Source organism: Glutamicibacter sp. BW80, from assembly GCF_002332385.1.
Lineage (GTDB): Bacteria > Actinomycetota > Actinomycetes > Actinomycetales > Micrococcaceae > Glutamicibacter.
This window is the reverse complement of sequence record NZ_NRGV01000045.1, coordinates 18,061-34,501: the sequence shown is the minus strand read 5'-3', so window position 1 is coordinate 34,501 and position 16,441 is coordinate 18,061. Positions and strand designations below refer to the sequence as shown.

Genomic DNA, 16,441 nt, shown 5'->3' with positions numbered 1-16,441 from the left:
TCAAGTCAACGTGGATTTCATTTTTGGCTGGCTACCGCCGCTACGCTAGAGCGAACGCAGGAGCACCGCGGTGCCCTGGCCGCCACCGCCGCAGATACCGACGGCCCCGAGTGAACCGGAGCCAAGTTCCTGCAGCTGGCGCGCCAGCGTACCGATGATGCGAGCGCCGGAGGCCCCGATCGGGTGGCCCAGCGCGATCGCGCCGCCGTGCGGGTTCACAATCTTGGCCTCAAGGCCCAGCGTGGCCGTCGACTGCACCGAGACGGCGGCGAAAGCCTCATTGATTTCCACGACCTTCAAATCCGCGGCCTGGGCCCCTGCCTTTTCCAGCGCGGCATTAATCGCGTTGGACGGCTGGTCGTGCAGGGTGCGGTCCGGGCCGGCGACAAATGCGTGGGAGAGGATTTCGGCCAGTGGCTTCAGCCCCAAGCGTTCCACGGCGCCATCGCTTGCCAGCACGACCGCGGCAGCGCCATCGGTAATCTGCGAGGAGTTGCCGGCGGTCACGGTGCCGTCCTTGGCGAAGGCGGGACGAAGACCCGCGAGGGATTCGACGGTAGTCTGCGGGCGGATCCCGTCGTCGGCAGCAAACACGGTATCGCCCTTTCGGCCGCTCACCGTGAAGGGTGCGATTTCTCCGGCAAAGAATTCCTCGGAGGCCGCGGCGCGCTGGTGCGAGGCCGCAGCGACCTCGTCCTGCGGCTGGCGGCCGAGCTTCAGCGTGGTGTTGTGCTCCTCGGTGGAGATGCCCATGGAACGCTTCTCATGCGCATCGGTCAAGCCGTCATAATCCAGGGTGTCAAGCATTTCAATGGCACCGTACTTGGTGCCCGCGCGGGCACGCTGCACATGCGGCGCCAAGGACATCGATTCCTGGCCTACGGCCAGCACCACATCAACCTCGCCGCTGGCGATCAGCCGTTCGCCGGCCACCACGGCTTCGGCGCCCGAAAGGCATACCGCGTTCAGCGTCATCGCCGGAACCTCCAGCCCCACCCCGGCGCCGACCGCGGTCTGGCGTGCCGGGTTCTGCCCCGCACCGGCCTGCAATACCTGCCCGGCAAAAACACGCTGCACCTCGCTCGGTGCAACTCCTGCCCGTTCCAGCGCTGCTTTGGCCGCGTGGGCGCCCAATTCGGTCGCGGGAATGCTTGCCAGCGCGCCGTTGAATCGCATAAACGGGGTGCGTGCGTAACCTACTATTTTGACGCTCATGCTGTGAGGTCCTCCTGGAGTTCGACGTTGAATTCGGCTGCGGTGATGTCCTTGATGCTTTCGGGAGTTTCACCCGGGGCCACTTGGCGTAAGACCAGTTCTGCATTAACGATGTCGAAGACGGCGCGGTCGGTGATGATTCGATCCACCACGCCCACACCGGTCAGCGGCAGACCGCACTTTTCCACGATCTTCGAGCTGCCGTCCTTGGCCATGTGATCGGTGAGCACGATGACCCGCGGGGTGCCGGCCACCAGATCCATGGCGCCGCCCATGCCCTTGACCAGCTTGCCCGGGATGGTCCAGTTGGCCAGGTCGCCGTTGGCGGCAACCTGCAGCGCGCCGAGGATCGCCGTTTGCACATGGCCGCCGCGGATCATGCCAAAGGACGTGGCCGAATCGAAGAAGCTTCCGCCGGGAAGAATCGTCACCGTCTGCTTGCCGGCGTTGATCAGGTCCGCGTCTTCTTCGCCGTCGATGGGGAAGGGGCCCATGCCCAGCAGGCCATTCTCGCTTTGCAGTTTGACCGAGACACCCGCCGGTAGGTTGTTCGCCACCAGGGTGGGGATGCCGATCCCAAGGTTCACGTATTGGCCGTCGGTCAGTTCGCTGGCGGCCAGTGCCGCCATCTGGTCTCTAGTCCACATGCCTATGCCTCCTGCTTCGGGCGGACGGTGCGCTGTTCGATGTCCTTGACTTCGTCGGCATCGACGAGGGTCTTCACGAAAATACCCGGCGTTTCCACCAAAGACGGATCGAGGTAGTCCGCAAGGATGTGCTCGGCCTCGGCGAAGGTATGTCGGCCGGACATGGCGGCAAGCGGGTTGAAGTTCTTCGAGGTCATGCGGTAGCGCAGATTGCCTTCGCGGTCCGCCTCGTAGGCGCGGACCAACGCGATGTCGGCGACGATGCCGCGTTCCAAGATGGCCTGCTTGCCGTCGAATTCCATGACTTCTTTACCTTCGGCCACGGGGGTGCCAACGCCGGTTGGAGTGAAGAATGCGGGGATCCCGACGCCCCCTGCGCGCAAGCGTTCGGCCAAGGTTCCCTGGGGGACGAACTCAACTTCGAGGTCTCCGTTGAGGAACTGTTGAGCGAAGAGCTTATTTTCCCCCACATAGGAAGCAAGCACCTTGGAGACCTGCTTGTTCTCCAGCAGTATGCCCAGTCCTTTGCCGTCCACGCCCATATTGTTGGACACGATGGTCAGGTTGCGGGCGCCCGAGTCGCGCAGGGCGGTGATCAGCCGGTTAGGTATTCCGCTGAGCCCAAAACCGCCGACGGCAATGGTCATTCCGTCCTTGACCACTGCGGCAAGTGCCTGGGCGGCGTCTTCGCGATACTTCGTTGACATCTTCTAACTCCATCCGTCCATATTATGGATTTGAGTGTTCCCTACCTTCGAAGGTAGTAACTCCAAGTCGATAGCTCAATAGCTAAGAGAAAAGAATCTGATATTGCTCGATAGGTGAAGAACAACCGTCCATTCGTTCACATTATGGACATTTCGAGGAGTGGTTACCGCGCCGCCCAAAGCGCATCCGCGCCATTGCGTTGGGCCGCTTATTGAAAACGTCATGTTCCCCATATTATGGACTGCCGTCGTTCATAATATGGTCATGAGCAAATCTCCTGCCGGTGCACAGGTCGTCGGACGCTTGGCCGCGGTATTGCGTGCGGTCAGCACCTCCATGCCGGAAGGAATCACGACCACGCAGGTCGCGCGGCTTACCGGGCTCGCGCGGCCGACGGTGCACCGGCTGCTCACGGCGCTGGTAGCCGAAGGCTTCTGCGACCACGACCACCGGGCGGGGCGCTGGCTGCTGGGCCCCGAGCTCTATCTGATGGGTGCGGTAGCGGCCGAACGCTACGACATCAGCGAGCTCGCCCGGGGGCACGTGACCGCGTTGGCCGAAGAATCCGGGGAGAGCGCCTTTCTCTCAGCCCGGCGCGGAGATGAAACGGTCTGCCTGCTGCGCCAAGACGGAGCATTCCCAATCCGTTCCTTTGTCCTCTACGAAGGCCGGCGCTTCCCGCTCGGGGTCGCCTCGGCAGGCATCGCGATTCTCGCCTTTCTTCCCGAAGAGATCGTCGAACGCTATCTGGCTGGCAGCAACCTCGTGGCCGAGTACGGCCAAGCGCACAGCGCCAAGCAATTGCGCCACAAAGTGGAAGAGACCCGCACCCTGGGGTACTCGGTCAATCCGGGGCTCATCGTTGAAGGCAGCTGGGGGATAGGAGCCGCGGTCTTCGACGCCTCGGGCCAACCGGCCTGGGCGCTGAGCCTGACCGGAATCGAATCGCGCTTCGAGGTGGCCCGGCAAGAATCGCTGGGCCAATTACTGCTGCACCACGCGCATGAGCTGTCGCTGAAGCTTCGCGGATCGGGACTGCCGGCCAACAGATAGGCCAGGTCGGCCGATCCCACGCCAGGTGGCTGGGATTCTCTGGGTGTCAACGACGAGCTGGGCATTTTTCTCGGGTAACGTACGAATCAGATCGCCCGAGCACGAAGAGGAAAGCTGGCATTGGTGAACACCATCCCGCAAGGTTTATTAACCCCGCAAATCCTGGTCGACGTTGAGATCCTCGAGCGGAACATCGACCGTGTGGCGCAGAACGTTGCAGGCAAGGGACTTGCCTTGCGACCGCACGCGAAAACGCACAAGATGCATGAGATCGCCGCCCTCCAGCTCGATTCCGGAGCAGTGGGACTGACGGTCGCAACCATCGGGGAGGCCCTGACCTTCGCGCTGCACGGGGTGGCGGATCTCTTCGTCGCGTTCCCCTTGTGGGTTTCCGAGGTCCAAGCGGCACGCATTCGCAAGTTGCTGCGCTATGTCAGGCTCTCCTTGGGCACAGACTCCGTGGCAGCCGTCGAGCAGCTTGCCCGGCAACTGGGAGACAAGGCCGACAAATTAGGATTGATGATCGAGATCGACAGCGGCCACCACCGCAGCGGTGTGCCTCCCCGAGGCGCATTGGAAGTCGCCCGCGCCGCCCGCGAGGCCGGGCTGAACGTCATCGGCATTTTCACCTTCCCCGGTCATAGTTATGCACCGGGCCGGCCGCAAGCGGTCGCCGCGGAAGAACAGCAAGCGCTCGCCGGGGCGGCCGGCTTGCTCCGCGAAGACGGCTTCGAACTCAAACGCATCAGCGGTGGCTCCACTCCCACGGCAGAGCTTGCGGACAACTCGCTGCTGACCGAGGTCCGCCCCGGGGTGTACGTATTTGGCGACGCGCAGCAGTTCGAGCTGGGACGCTGCCGCTGGGAAGACATCGCCTTGAGCGTAGCCTCCACGGTGGTCAGCCGGCATGAAGGGGACGAACTCATCCCGCGGCGGATCGTCCTGGACGCGGGCAGCAAGATCCTGGGCGGTGACCGCCCCGCCTGGGTGAGCGGGTTTGGCCGAATCCTGGAAAATTCGGACGCGCGGATCAGTGCGGTGTCCGAACACCACGCGACGGTGCTCTGGCCCGAGGGCCAGCCGCTTCCGGCACACGGGGAGCAACTCCGCGTGATCCCGAACCATGTCTGCGTGGCGGTGAACCTGGTGGACCAGGTCACTGTGGTCCGCGCCGGCGAGGTAATCGAACGCTGGGACGTGGCCGCACGCGGATTGAACTTCTAGCGAAGTTGCCTTAGAGCGCTAGCGGATCCGCCGCAATGGCCGGGGACCAGCTCTTCGCGCTGCGCAGCGCGGCGTGCAGTTCACTGCCGCAGGCCGCCTCGATGAGTTCGCGGTCTCCGACGACAACCAGTAGGCTCCGGGCACGGGAAAGACCCACGTAGAGTTGCTCCACGGCGCGCGACATATCTTTGAAACCATTGATACACAGCACCACCACCGAACGTTCTAGCCCCTTGAATCCCAACACATGCCCGTAGAATTCCTGATCATGGGCGTGGAACGCGGGCCAGTATTCAGAGTCGATGGTTCCTTGCTCGAAGTGCTCCTGGTGTATCGGGTGGCGACGATTGGTCGTGAGCAACGCGATCTGGTTATTTGCCCAGCCCTCGCTAATGAGCGGATCCACGCAATCCGAGGCGATGTCCACCGCTTCTTCGGTAGAGCACGCGACAAAGCGCACCGGAACTCCCTGCCCGCCACGGGGTTTGATTTGTGCTCCGGCCAGGTTTTTGAACGTTTCGGCGATCCGGCGAGTGTTGCGTAAGTTGTCATCTACGTGGATGGATACCAGCGGTGCCGCGGTGCCAAAACTTCCGCCGAGGTCCTCACCGTTCCATCTCCGGTAGACATCCTGCCGGACGTCCATGAAGGCATAGATCTTGCCCTGCAATGGGTCTTTGGTACACGCAAGCAGTGCCTCCCACCATTCGGGGGCAAAGTCTTGGGCCTCATCGACAACGATCGCGTCGAGCTTCTCTTCCTCGGGCAGCCGCAGTGCCAGCTCGCGCAGCAGCCGCGGCATCTGCACGTCGAAGTAGTCTTGTCCGCTGCCGTTGGGAACTCCGAGGCTGCGGGCGTACTCATGGAATTCTCCGATATGCACGGGTTTATTCTGTCTCCAACCGCTCACCTGTTTCTTTAGGTAATGGCCCAATCCTTTGTTGTAGCAAAATAGCCCCACGCGCGCATTGCCCTTGGCCAGCTGTTTAGCTTTTTCAACCGCCATCCATGTTTTTCCGCTGCCGGCTCCACCGATGAATTTCACTCGGGGAAGTGCCCGCGTTGCGCTCAACAAGATGGCCTGACGTGCGGTGAGATGTTCTTGCAGGTCTTCGTTTTCCAGAGCTTCGGAAGTTTCCAGATGCTCGGGTGTGAAGTCCGCCGCCAGATGCCGGGCGATGCGTTGCGCGAAGGACTGTGCCAACGCCGAGTAACCACCGCCTAGCTCTTCGATGGCGCGACGCAGGTAGTTCGCGCTTTGCTTTAGATCGTTTTGGTCCATGAGCAGATCACGGGGCATATCTGCCTTCTGCCAATTCGCCGGAACCTCCGTATATGGCAGGCACACCACGTGGGCGAAGCGACTGTTCAAGGGGGTGCCGGATTGTTCGGTAATCCACTTTTTAAAGGCGTGCGCCGCGCTCTGGACTTGGGCCATGGGATCTTTCATATGGTGCCGGCCGTTGCTATCGGACTGGTACCAGGCGCTGTTCTCTACGCCTACCAATCCGCCCTTGACCTCAATCGCCACAAGCCCGACTCCAGGCCACAAAATCAGCAAGTCGATCTCATGTTCAACGGCTCCGTGGCGTACCGCGACCGAGTGGGCGAGGATGGCCTCTTGGGGTAAGGAACGACGTAGCTCTTCCCAGACGGCTTTCTCGGCAGACTGGCCATCGGAAAAATCAGGTTCTTCTGGAATGCAGTGGACCATTGTCCCCCCTAGAGAATTTGCGGCACCTATTCAACGACACGCATTGGTTCGAAGTCTATGTGTGCCAGCGCTCCGGAAGCGATCAAAAATGCCTATTGAAGAGCAATAAGTCCAAAGCAACGCCCGGTGCCTAGGATTTAGCCACTAGCCACTGTCCTCAATTAGTTGGAGGAATCCTATTCGCTGGGAAGCTGGTCGTTAGGCACCTGGCGAGTCTCTCGGCCAACGTGGGGCGGTCTCGGTGACGCGCCGGCTGATCAGCAAACGGCCGCTCAATACTTGTCCACAATGGGTTATAAACCCGCTCAAACCGTCGGGATCCGGCGAGATCATTGAACATGGGACTACAAGACATTTTTCAGAGCGACGATGATACTCATCGTCTTCCGTTGAGCCCGCCAGGGCATCGGGATGCTTCCCACCCTGACGGGTTGTTCTCTTCCTTGGTGGAGCATGAGAAGTATTTCGGCCAGATCGCGGCGCTGGCTACCGAACTCTACAACCTGCCGCCGTTGCAGGATCCGGGCTCAGGGCTGGTGCGGTTGCAGAAGCTCGCGAGGCTGCGGCGCATGCTTGACGCGGCCGAAGCGGTGACTCTTTCGGATTCGGTGGAACTGGTCGCGCAGGTCGTTGCCGAAAATAGTTGTGCGGATCCGAAGACGGAGACCGAGCAGCAGCGCCGTGAGCGGATCAGCGCGAATTACTATGGTGTGGATCCGGCGTCCGAGCAGATCATCCGTTCGAATTTCGTTGCTGAAGCCGCTGTGGCGTTGCGCGAGTCTGAGGAGAAGGTGCGGGGGAAGCTGTTTATTGCCGATGGGTTGCGCCATTTGTGCACGGGGACGCTGGATGCTTTGGCTGCTGGGGAGATCACTACGAAGGCGGCGGGGGATATTGTCAAGCAGGCTCAGGATCTGGGGGCTGCTGATATCCGGCGGATGGAGCATGTGCTGTTGCCGATGGCGAAAACCGCCAGTGATGCGGCCGTGAGCCAGCGGGCGAGGCGGATGCATGACCGGTTGAATCCGGTCTCGGCGCAGGAGCGTCATGAGGCGGCGAAGGAGTCCCGGGCGTTGACGCATTGGAGCGAAGCGGATGGGATGGCGGCGTTGAAGCTGCGGGCTCCGGCGGCGGATATTATTTCCATGGTTAATACAGTGAAGTATTTTGCCAGGCATGATGTGGATCCGGGTGATTCGCGTACTCAGGGGCAGCGGGAGGCTGATATTTTCCGGGATGCCCTGCTCGATGGGTGGCCTGCGACGGGTGGTACGCCGTTGAAGACGCGGGTGGCGTTGACGATCCCGGCGGTGGAAACCTTGGCGGATCCTAAGCGGGCGTTGGCGGATTTGGAGGGGTATGGGCCGATTCCGGTGGGCACGGCCTTGGCGTTGGCGAAGGACGCTCCGTCGATGCTGCGGGTGCTGACCGATCCGTGGACCGGGGCCGCGATCGATGTGGGGCGGCAGAAGTACCGTCCTTCGCAGGCGTTGAAGGATTTGTTGCGGGTGCGGGAGGTGCATTGCTGCTTCCCGGGGTGCCGGCGCACCGCGGAGACTTCGGAGATTGATCATGTGGAGGATTGGGCCAAGGGCGGGCACACGGATCGGAGTAATACGAAGTTGCTCTGCAAACGGCATCAGATGTTGAAGCACGCGTTGGGGTGGCAGTCGATTTACCGCCCGGATGGGTCGGTGAGTTGGCGGACTCCTCATGGGTTGGTGTGTTTGGAGTTGCCGGGCAGTGTTGAGGTGGTTCAGAACTTTGATCATGTTCATGACCGGACTCCGGTGCGGGAGGTGGGGTTGAACGATCGGGTGCGTCGGGTGTTGGGTTGGGCTGATCCGCCGGATCGTATCGCCAGCTAGGAGGGTTGTTGGGTTTGTTGGGTGAATGATTTTTTCGTTCACTGCCGCTGGTTCATATCACCTATCGAACGTTTGTTTTCCGGTTGCCGGGGGGCGCGGTGCTCTTGGTGCCGGCTTGAGCCTGTTCCTGTTGCTTATTGGCTGGTTGGTGGTTGGGTTCGGTGGCTGAATGAAAAATATTCTCAGTCAGTGGTCTGGTTCTTGAGGCGCTAGGCAGACATGCTGATGGGGCGGGCTAGCCGTGTGTGGGTGAATGAAGAATTTATTCACTCATCGTCTTGCACCAGGTTCGTGGATGGCGGTCCGGTTGCAGCGGAACGGACTCCTAGTGCCCGGAGATTATCAGCTGAGGCAACGGGTTGATCGTCATCTGCTGGAGCAACTCGAAACCCCCATGAAAAGTTGCGTTGCCGACCGTGCCGAGGCATTGGCGAACTACGCCGAATCGTGAATTCCAATGAGCCAGTTCCGCTGAATAATCACCGAAAGTCCACCTCGCGTTTAACCTGAAACCGTGGGTATCGGGCATGATTGTAGGCATGGAGAATACTGCCGCACCGGCCTGGGTAGCCAACTATCAGCCAGGCGTCCCTGCCGAAATCAAGCTTCCCACCGAGTCGTTGAGTCATATGTTTGAGCGTTCGGTCCGCGAAGCCGGTGAGAGCCCGGCCACCGAATTCTTCGGTCGACGGATGAGCTACCTCGAATTGGGCCAACAGGTCGAGAGGGCGGCCGAGGGGCTGCGCCAGCTGGGCGTGAAGCCCGGTGACCGGGTAGCGCTGGTCCTGCCCAACTGCCCGCAGCACGTCGTCGCGTTCTACGCGGTGCTTCGGCTGGGTGCGGTGGTTGTGGAGCACAACCCGCTGTACACCTCGCGCGAACTACGCCACCAGTTCGAAGACCACCAGGCGCGGGTGGTGATCGCCTGGGACAAGGTCGTGCCGAACCTGCAGCAGTTCCCCAAGGACGTACGAATCGATACGATCGTCGCCGTCAATTTGCTTGAGGCATTCCCGGCGGTCAAGCGCCTGGCACTGAAACTGCCGGTGAAAAAGCTGCGCGAGACCAAGGACTCGCTGACCGCCTCCACGTCAGGCACCATGGCATGGAAGCAGCTGCTGAAGTCCGGGCGACTGGATCCGGACTATCGATACCCCGAGGTGCAGGATCTGGCGGTCATCCAGTACACCTCGGGAACCACCGGGCGTCCAAAGGGCGCAATGCTTACCCACTACAACCTGTATGCCAATGCGTTGCAGGGCGAGGCTTGGATGGAAGGCGCCGAAGAGCGCAAGGAAATCCTGTATGCGATCCTGCCGATGTTCCATGCTTTCGGAATGACCCTGTATCTGACCTTCGGGGTGAAGAAGCAGGGACTGCTGGTGCTCTTCCCGAAGTTTGAACCGCAGATGATCCTGGATGCGTGGAAGAAGTCTCCGGCCACCGTGTACTGCGCGGTCCCGCCGATCTACGAGCGCACCGCCATGGCGGCCAAGGAGCAGGGCATTTCGCTGCGTTCGGCCAAGTACTGCATCTCGGGTGCGATGAACCTGCCAGATCATGTGGTCGAGCTCTGGGAGTCGATGTCCGGCGGACTGCTGGTCGAAGGCTATGGGATGACCGAGTCCTCGCCGGTGGCCTTGGGCAACCCGTTCCACCCCACACGTCGCAACGGCACCATCGGAGTGCCATTTCCTTCGACCCTGATGAAGGTCGTGGATGTCGATGAGCCAAGCCGCGAGGTGGCGCAGGGCGAAGCCGGAGAGCTGCTGATCAAGGGGCCCCAGGTGTTCCGCGGATACTGGAATAACCCGGAGGAGACCGCGAAAACGCTGACCGAGGACGGCTGGCTGCACACCGGCGACGTAGTCACCGTCGACCAGGACGGGTTTACCCAGATCGTTGACCGGGCCAAGGAGCTGATCATTACCGGCGGCTTTAATGTCTCGCCCAGCGAGGTGGAGAACGCGCTGCGCCAGCATTCAGATATTGCCGACGCCGCGGTGTTCGGCAAGGCACTGGAACGGGGCGGTGAAATGGTGGTCGCCGCGGTGCAACTCGATGAAGGCGCGAGCCTGGACGAGGCCGACCTGCGCGAACACTGCCGGACCTTGCTGGCGGCCTACAAGGTGCCTAAGCGGATCGTTGCCATCGAGGAGATGCCCCGCTCGATGCTGGGCAAGGTGTTGCGCAAGCAGGTCCGCGACCAGTTCGGTGAAGGGCTCTAGCGCGAACGATACGGTTTGAACCAGCCATGCCGCGGTTGCTAACGCAGCCGCGGCATGGCTGTGAGCAGCGCTCGGGTGTACTCGTGCTGCGGGTCGCCGAACACGTCGGCGGTAGCGCCCTGCTCGACAATGCTTCCCCGGTACATCACCGCTACGGTATCGCTCATATGCTCGATCACCGACAGGTCGTGGCTGATGAACAGGTAGCTGGTGCCGGTCTCTTGCTGCAACCGATCCAGCAGGTCCAGGACGGTCGCCTGGATCGAAACGTCCAAGGCCGAGACCGGTTCATCCAAGACGAGCACCTTAGGCTTCGGAGCCAGTGCGCGGGCGATCGCCAAGCGTTGGCGCTGTCCGCCGGAAAGCTCGCGTGGATTTCGCGAGCTCAGGGCAGGGTCCAGTTCCACCTGTTCAAGGAGCCGGGAGACTTGGGTCCGGTAGCTCGCGCCGCGTTTGCTGCGTCCGGCGGAGAGCGCATCGGTGAGCAACTGACCCACGCTATAGCGTGGGTCAAAAGAACCCAGCGGATTCTGGTAGATCGCCCCGATGTTTTCGCGCAAGTGCCGGCGCTGGGCTTCGCGGTGCGGGGCAAAGTGCTCCCCGAGCAGCTGGACGGTGCCGGTATCCGGGCGCTCCAAGCCGAGCACCATGCGCGCGGTGGTGGTCTTGCCCGACCCGGATTCACCGACCAGGCCCAGCGTCTGTCCTTGCTGAACGACAAAACCCGCCCCCTGCACCGCGGCATGTTTGCCGAAGCTCTTGGACAGGTCCTCCACCACCAGAGCCGGCATCCGAGCAGGCCTCGCCGGTTCTTGAGCCACGACAGCCGCCTTCGGGGGAGCAAGGCTCAAGGGCTCGAAGCGGGGCACCCCGGAGGGGATGGCGCGCAGAAGAGTGCGCGTGTACTCGTGCTGCGGGCGGTTCAGCACCTGGTCGGTCTCGCCGGCCTCGACGATCTTTCCGGCACGCATCACCGCGATCCGATCGGCCAGATGGGCCACTTGTGCCAGGTCGTGGCTGATCATCAGCACCGCCCGGCCCTCGTCTTTGAGCGCCCGGAGTTGCTCGAGCACCAGCGCGGTCAGCCGGGAGTCCAACGCGGTGGTCGCCTCGTCGGCGATCACAACTTGCGGGTCCCCGATCATCGCTTGGGCAATGAGCACGCGTTGGCGCATGCCACCGGAGAGTTGGGAGCTGCGCTGCTTCATCCGCCAAGCAGGCTCGGGAAGATCCACCACTTCCAGGGCCTTGCGGACCTTCGTGGTGCGCTCGGACTTGGACAGCGAGCTGTGTTCCTTCAGCGCGTCGGCAATTTCGTGGCCCACCGGGCGCAACGGATCCAACGCCATGAGCGCATCTTGCAGGATCATCGCCACGGAATTTCCGCGCAGCTGCTGCCAGTCCCGTTCGCTCATCGCGGTGGCGTCCTGCCCCAAGACCATGAATTTTTCGGCGCTGACCTTGCCGCCGGAGAGCCCCAGCAGGCTGCGGGCGGTGACGGACTTGCCGGACCCGGATTCACCAACCAGCGCCAGGCATTCCCCGGCGGAGAGCTCGAAGGAGACCGAGTCCACCGCGAGCTGCCCGGCGAAGCTCACCGAGAGGTTCTTGACATTAAATAAAGGACTCATGCGGCATTGACCTTTCCGCCCAAGGAACGTCCGATCAGCGTGGCCCCGGCGGCCACCACCACAATCGCCAAGCCAGGGAAGAAGCTCAGCCACCAGGCCAGATGCAGGTAGGTGCGCCCGGCCGAAAGCATGGCACCCCATTCGGGAGCCGGCGGCGGAGTGCCCAAGCCGAGGAAGGACAGCGCGGCGGCCCAAATCACCGCCTGCCCAATGCCCAGGGTCACCAACGCCAGCAGGGGGCGCAGCGCGTTGGGCACCAGGTGGTTTTGTACCTTCAGCCAGGTGCCGCGGCCGAGCACCGTGGCGGCTTCCAGCATTTCGGAGTTCTTCACAGAACGGATCTGGCTGCGCACCAAGCGGGCGTAGCCCGGCGCGGTGGATAAGCCAACGGCAACGATTGCCGGCCCGACCCCGGGGCCGGTGAAGGCGATGATCAGCAGTGCCAGCAGCAGCGAGGGCACCGCGTAGAGGGCTTCGAGCACACACAAGATCGCACCATCGAGCCAGCGCGGGGCAAGGGCCGCGGCGGTACCCAGAACTAGGGCAATGCCCATGCCCAGAGCCGTGGCGGCCAGGCCGATATACAGCGAGTCGCCGGCACCATGGATGACGCGGGTGAACACGTCGCGTCCCGATTCATCGGTCCCCATCGGGTGCGCCAGGCTCGGCGCGTGGAATGCCTGCGCGGGGTCAACCGCCAGGGGGTCGCCCGGGGCGATGAGCCCCGGCGCAAGCGCCGTAAGGAGCCAGAAGAGGATAAAGACGGTGCCGAGAATTTTGGCGGTTCGGCTCATGATTCTGCCCCCGCCGGATTGATGAGGCGTTCGAGGGCTTCGGTCAGCGCCATCACCACGATATATACGAGGGCGGAGAACAGCGCGATGCCGGTGACCATGGGAATATCACGGGAGAGCACCGCCGAAAGCAGGGAACGTCCCAGTCCCGGACGGGCGAAGATCGCCTCGACAACCACCGCTCCGGAAAGCAGGGAGGAGAAGGCCCAGCCGGTCAACCCCAAAGCGGGCAGCGCCGCATGGCGCAAACCGTGGCGCCAGAACACCGTCAACCGGCTTTCACCGCGGGTTCGGGCGGCCAACGCGAACTGGCTTCCCAATGCGGTGGACAGCGAGTCGCGCATCAACTGGGTGAGAAAACCTGCCAGCGGCAGCGCGAGGGTGAGCACCGGCAAGACCAGTCCCGACCCGGTCCCGTTGTCCACCGCAGGGAACCAGCCGAGCATCGAGGAGAAAAGCATGATCAGCACCGCACCGAGCCAGAAGTGCGGCACGGCCGCGGCAATGATCTCCACCGCGTTGCCGACCCACTGGCCCACCCGCGTGGCACGCATGGCCAGCATCGCAAAGATGAGCGACAGCAACCAGGCCGCCGCCAGTGAGATGAGTGCCAGCGTGATGGTCGGTGGCAGCACCTCGGCGATGACCTGCAGAACCGGGTCCTTCAGCGCATAGGAGGTCCCGAAATCCAGGCGGATCAGCTTGGCCAGAAACATGAGGTACTGGGTAATCAGCGGAAGGTCCAAGCCATACTCGCTGCGCGCGGCGGCCAGGGCCTCGGCCGAGGCCTGCGAACCCGGGCCGCCCATAATCGCTTCGGCCGGATCGCCGGGGATCAGCCGCACGCCGATGAAGATGGCGGTGGCCACCAGCCACAACACCACCAGCGCGCCGCCAACCTTGCGACCCAACCAAGCGAGCATTTTCATCTCTGGACGTGTTCGATGGCTACTTGTTCAGGAACACGTTGAAGTAGGTCGGTGAGGAGACCGCGGTGGTTTCACCCATGCCGTGCACGTTCTTCGAAAACAGGAAGTGGTTCTGCTGATCGTAGAGCGGGAGCACGTAGTAGCCGTCCAAGACCAGGCTCTGCGCCTGCTCGTAGAGCTCTGCGCGTTCGGCTTCGTCGTTGCTCTGCTCGGCTTCCACCAGCAGCCGGTCCAGCTGCGGATTCTTGATCTGCGCGTTGTTTGCAAAGTAGCCGCTCGGCGCCGGGACGGTGGAATCCGAATGGAACAAGATGCGCAGCACGCTCGGGCCGACCTTGGTGTACGGTGCCGAAACGAGGTCGTACTCGTGTTGCGCCAGAGCGCCGTACCAGCTGGAGAGGTCGAGCAACTCGATCTTGACCTCGAAGCCAACGGTTTTGGCGGACGCCTGCATCTGCTCGAAGAGCGACTGCTCGGCCGGAACCGACTGGTTCGTGGATACCGGGAAGCTCAGGCTCAGTCGCTTGCCGTCCTTGGTTCGGTAGCCCTGTGCATCGCGTTCGGTCCAGCCTGCCTCGTCGAGGAGCTGATTGGCCCGATCGACATCGGTGCCGAATTTCTCTTCAGCTGAAATGCCCAGCGGTTCAACGCTTGAAAGCAGCGAGTAGCTGCGCTCGGCGGCATTGAAGTACAGCGCGTCGATTCCGGTGTTCACGTCGAGGGAACGGATGAACGCCTCGCGCACCGAGGCGTCGTCAAAAGGCGCCTTGGAGCTGTTGAGCTCCACCCGGTTCGAGGCTCCCGGACGCGGCGCCGCGAGGTGGCCCAGCCCGCCCTCGGTGGCGGTGGCGATGGTGTCGGGCTGCGGATTGTCGATCACGTCGACCTCGCCGGACTGCAGGGCCGCATAGCGGCTGGCGGCCTCCGGGATGAAGCGCCAGGTGATGCCGTCCAGGAAGGCGGTGGAACCGTTCCGCTCGGCATCTGCCACCGGTGGGGCATAGTCTTCGTAGCGCACCAGATTGACCGCCTGCTGGCGGTCCCAGGACTCGACCTTGAACGGGCCGGTGCCTGCCGGGGCGGCGCAATTCGCCGCCTGGTCGCGCTTGAGCCCTTCGGGGGACTGGATTGCCGTCCACGGCATGGACAGCGACTCGAGCAGCGCGTTATCCGGGGCGGAGAGCTCCAGCTGCGCGGTCAACTCGTCGACGATCTTGATTTCGGAGACCTTGCCGACGGCAAGATAACCGGTAGAGGACGCGGTATTCGGATCCTGCAGGTGCTCGATATTGGCCTTGATGGCTTCGGCGGTGAGCGCGGTGCCGTCGTGGAAGCTGATCCCCTCACGCAGCGTGATGGTACGGGTCAACCCGTCCTCGGAGACCTCGGACTTTTCGGCCAGCCACGGGATGATCTCACCCTTGGCGTCCTTGCTGAACAGCGATTCCATGAACTGCGAGGCCACCAGCGCCTGCGGATAGTTTCCTCCCACATGCGGGTCCAGGCAGTTCGGCTCGGCGTCACCCGAGGCGTAAACCAGCGTCCCGCCGGCGACGGGTTTCAGATCCTCGGTGGCCGAGGGATCGGAGGTGGTGGAGCAGCCTGCGATGAGGGCTCCGGCCAGCGGGAGAGCTAGTGCTCCGGTGAGCAGGCGGGTGGCGCGCTGTGTTCGTTGCATGAACGGTGAGTGACCTTTGAATAAGTGAGCGATGACGTAGACAACCTTAGTCAACCAAGGCCGAAAGGTCAGATCGTTTCCCTGCCAGAGGAAGCGAGAGCCGAGCCATCGACCTTGGCTGACCGGTTGGCCGGCGTGTTACTTTTCGCTGGCGACGGTGAAGCGGCGGTTGTTGTGCGCCGGGGTGTCGATTTCGTCGAGGATCGCTACCGCGAAGTCCTGGGTGGAAACGAAGTCGCCGGCAGGGGAGTTGGCGCCGAGCGTGTAGTTGCCGGTGCGGGTGCCCGGTGCGATCACCGGGGCAGGTGCTGCCAGGGTCCAGGTGATGCCCGACACCGAGGTGAACATGTCGTAGACCGCGCCGCAGGTGACCGCCTCTGCCTTGTATTCTTCTGGGAAGCCCGGGGTGTCGAACAGCCGCACCCCGTCGATCTCGGTGGCGCCGGCTCCGCCGACGACGACCAGGCGCGCCGGAATAAGGGTTTCGGTGATCTCCTCGAAGGCGTCAAGGTATTCCTGGTGGTCGCCACCGGTGCGCGATGGCGGCACGGAGATCACGACGACGTCGTGGTTCTTTCCCAGGTCGCGGTAGGCGGCGGTGTCGCTGAGCTCGGCAGTGGCCGCGCTGGTGCCTTCGACGGTTTTGCCGCTGCTGCTGACGGCGGTGACCTCGTGGCCACGGCGCAGCGCCTCGGCGGTGATCTGGCTGCCGACCATTCCGGTGGCCCCGTAAACTGCAATCTTCATGATGA

13 protein-coding genes are annotated in these 16,441 nt (G+C 62.6%); 4 read left to right on the top strand and 9 right to left on the bottom strand.

Going from position 1 to position 16,441, the window contains the following annotated elements; genetic code table 11:
* Positions 1-45: 45 nt before the first annotated feature.
* Genes CIK76_RS12245 through CIK76_RS12235 form a run of 3 tightly spaced genes read right to left on the bottom strand, consistent with a single transcriptional unit; the run spans position 46 to position 2,569 of the window.
* On the bottom strand, positions 46-1,215 hold the full coding sequence (locus tag CIK76_RS12245; protein WP_096286850.1) for an acetyl-CoA C-acyltransferase: 1,170 nt from the start codon (positions 1,213-1,215) through the stop codon (positions 46-48).
* Positions 1,212-1,862 (bottom strand): 3-oxoacid CoA-transferase subunit B, encoded by a 651-nt coding sequence (locus tag CIK76_RS12240; protein WP_096286848.1) that lies wholly within the window; start codon positions 1,860-1,862, stop codon positions 1,212-1,214. The genes CIK76_RS12245 and CIK76_RS12240 overlap by 4 nt, the downstream gene beginning before the upstream one ends.
* 2 nt (positions 1,863-1,864) lie before the next feature.
* Positions 1,865-2,569 carry a CoA transferase subunit A gene (locus CIK76_RS12235; protein ID WP_096286846.1) on the bottom strand — a complete coding sequence of 235 codons (705 nt, stop codon included), beginning with the start codon at positions 2,567-2,569 and terminating at the stop codon, positions 1,865-1,867.
* 265 nt (positions 2,570-2,834) lie between these two features.
* Here CIK76_RS12235 and CIK76_RS12230 point away from each other — a divergent pair, with 265 nt between their 5' ends.
* Both CIK76_RS12230 and CIK76_RS12225 read left to right on the top strand, forming a co-directional pair.
* Positions 2,835-3,623: an IclR family transcriptional regulator gene (locus CIK76_RS12230; protein ID WP_096286929.1), complete on the top strand. Its 789-nt coding sequence runs from the start codon at positions 2,835-2,837 to the stop codon at positions 3,621-3,623.
* Positions 3,624-3,746: 123 nt separating this feature from the next.
* A complete protein-coding gene (locus CIK76_RS12225) occupies positions 3,747-4,847 on the top strand; it encodes an alanine racemase (RefSeq protein ID WP_096286927.1) in 1,101 nt (366 codons plus the stop codon).
* Positions 4,848-4,857: 10 nt separating this feature from the next.
* Here the strand turns inward: CIK76_RS12225 and CIK76_RS12220 are convergent, their stop codons facing one another.
* Positions 4,858-6,561 carry an NERD domain-containing protein gene (locus CIK76_RS12220; RefSeq protein WP_096286844.1) on the bottom strand — a complete coding sequence of 568 codons (1,704 nt, stop codon included), beginning with the start codon at positions 6,559-6,561 and terminating at the stop codon, positions 4,858-4,860.
* Positions 6,562-6,899: 338 nt separating this feature from the next.
* Between CIK76_RS12220 and CIK76_RS12215 the strand changes: the two genes are divergently transcribed.
* Together CIK76_RS12215 and CIK76_RS12210 are read left to right on the top strand one after the other, a co-directional pair.
* On the top strand, positions 6,900-8,429 hold the full coding sequence (locus CIK76_RS12215) for an HNH endonuclease signature motif containing protein (protein WP_096286842.1): 1,530 nt from the start codon (positions 6,900-6,902) through the stop codon (positions 8,427-8,429).
* 539 nt (positions 8,430-8,968) lie between these two features.
* Entirely contained in the window at positions 8,969-10,657 is a 1,689-nt protein-coding gene (locus CIK76_RS12210) for a long-chain-fatty-acid--CoA ligase (RefSeq protein WP_096286925.1), read from the top strand.
* 38 nt (positions 10,658-10,695) lie between these two features.
* On the opposite strand, the gene CIK76_RS12205 is transcribed toward CIK76_RS12210, so the two are convergent.
* The 5 genes from CIK76_RS12205 to CIK76_RS12185 all read right to left on the bottom strand — a co-directional run bounded on the left by CIK76_RS12205 (position 10,696) and on the right by CIK76_RS12185 (position 16,436).
* Positions 10,696-12,288, bottom strand: a complete 1,593-nt coding sequence (locus CIK76_RS12205; RefSeq protein WP_096286840.1) for an ABC transporter ATP-binding protein — start codon at positions 12,286-12,288, stop codon at positions 10,696-10,698.
* Positions 12,285-13,082, bottom strand: coding sequence for an ABC transporter permease (locus tag CIK76_RS12200; RefSeq protein ID WP_096286838.1), 798 nt, complete (start codon positions 13,080-13,082; stop codon positions 12,285-12,287). The genes CIK76_RS12205 and CIK76_RS12200 overlap by 4 nt, the downstream gene beginning before the upstream one ends.
* A complete protein-coding gene (locus tag CIK76_RS12195) occupies positions 13,079-14,011 on the bottom strand; it encodes an ABC transporter permease (RefSeq protein WP_096286836.1) in 933 nt (310 codons plus the stop codon). Before CIK76_RS12195 ends, CIK76_RS12200 begins: the two co-directional genes overlap by 4 nt.
* Positions 14,012-14,030: 19 nt before the next feature.
* A complete protein-coding gene (locus tag CIK76_RS12190) occupies positions 14,031-15,689 on the bottom strand; it encodes an ABC transporter substrate-binding protein (protein ID WP_096286834.1) in 1,659 nt (552 codons plus the stop codon).
* A gap of 138 nt (positions 15,690-15,827) precedes the next feature.
* Positions 15,828-16,436, bottom strand: coding sequence for an NAD(P)H-binding protein (locus CIK76_RS12185; protein ID WP_096286832.1), 609 nt, complete (start codon positions 16,434-16,436; stop codon positions 15,828-15,830).
* Between the last annotated feature and the right edge of the window lie 5 nt (positions 16,437-16,441).

Coding starts and splice junctions, on each gene's coding strand:
- CIK76_RS12245 (WP_096286850.1), bottom strand. CDS start 1,215: ATGAGCGTCAAAATAGTAGGTTACGCACGCACCCCGTTTATGCGATTC.
- CIK76_RS12240 (WP_096286848.1), bottom strand. CDS start 1,862: ATGTGGACTAGAGACCAGATGGCGGCACTGGCCGCCAGCGAACTGACC.
- CIK76_RS12235 (WP_096286846.1), bottom strand. CDS start 2,569: ATGTCAACGAAGTATCGCGAAGACGCCGCCCAGGCACTTGCCGCAGTG.
- CIK76_RS12230 (WP_096286929.1), top strand. CDS start 2,835: ATGAGCAAATCTCCTGCCGGTGCACAGGTCGTCGGACGCTTGGCCGCG.
- CIK76_RS12220 (WP_096286844.1), bottom strand. CDS start 6,561: ATGGTCCACTGCATTCCAGAAGAACCTGATTTTTCCGATGGCCAGTCT.
- CIK76_RS12215 (WP_096286842.1), top strand. CDS start 6,900: ATGGGACTACAAGACATTTTTCAGAGCGACGATGATACTCATCGTCTT.
- CIK76_RS12210 (WP_096286925.1), top strand. CDS start 8,969: ATGGAGAATACTGCCGCACCGGCCTGGGTAGCCAACTATCAGCCAGGC.
- CIK76_RS12205 (WP_096286840.1), bottom strand. CDS start 12,288: ATGAGTCCTTTATTTAATGTCAAGAACCTCTCGGTGAGCTTCGCCGGG.
- CIK76_RS12200 (WP_096286838.1), bottom strand. CDS start 13,082: ATGAGCCGAACCGCCAAAATTCTCGGCACCGTCTTTATCCTCTTCTGG.
- CIK76_RS12195 (WP_096286836.1), bottom strand. CDS start 14,011: ATGAAAATGCTCGCTTGGTTGGGTCGCAAGGTTGGCGGCGCGCTGGTG.
- CIK76_RS12190 (WP_096286834.1), bottom strand. CDS start 15,689: ATGCAACGAACACAGCGCGCCACCCGCCTGCTCACCGGAGCACTAGCT.
- CIK76_RS12185 (WP_096286832.1), bottom strand. CDS start 16,436: ATGAAGATTGCAGTTTACGGGGCCACCGGAATGGTCGGCAGCCAGATC.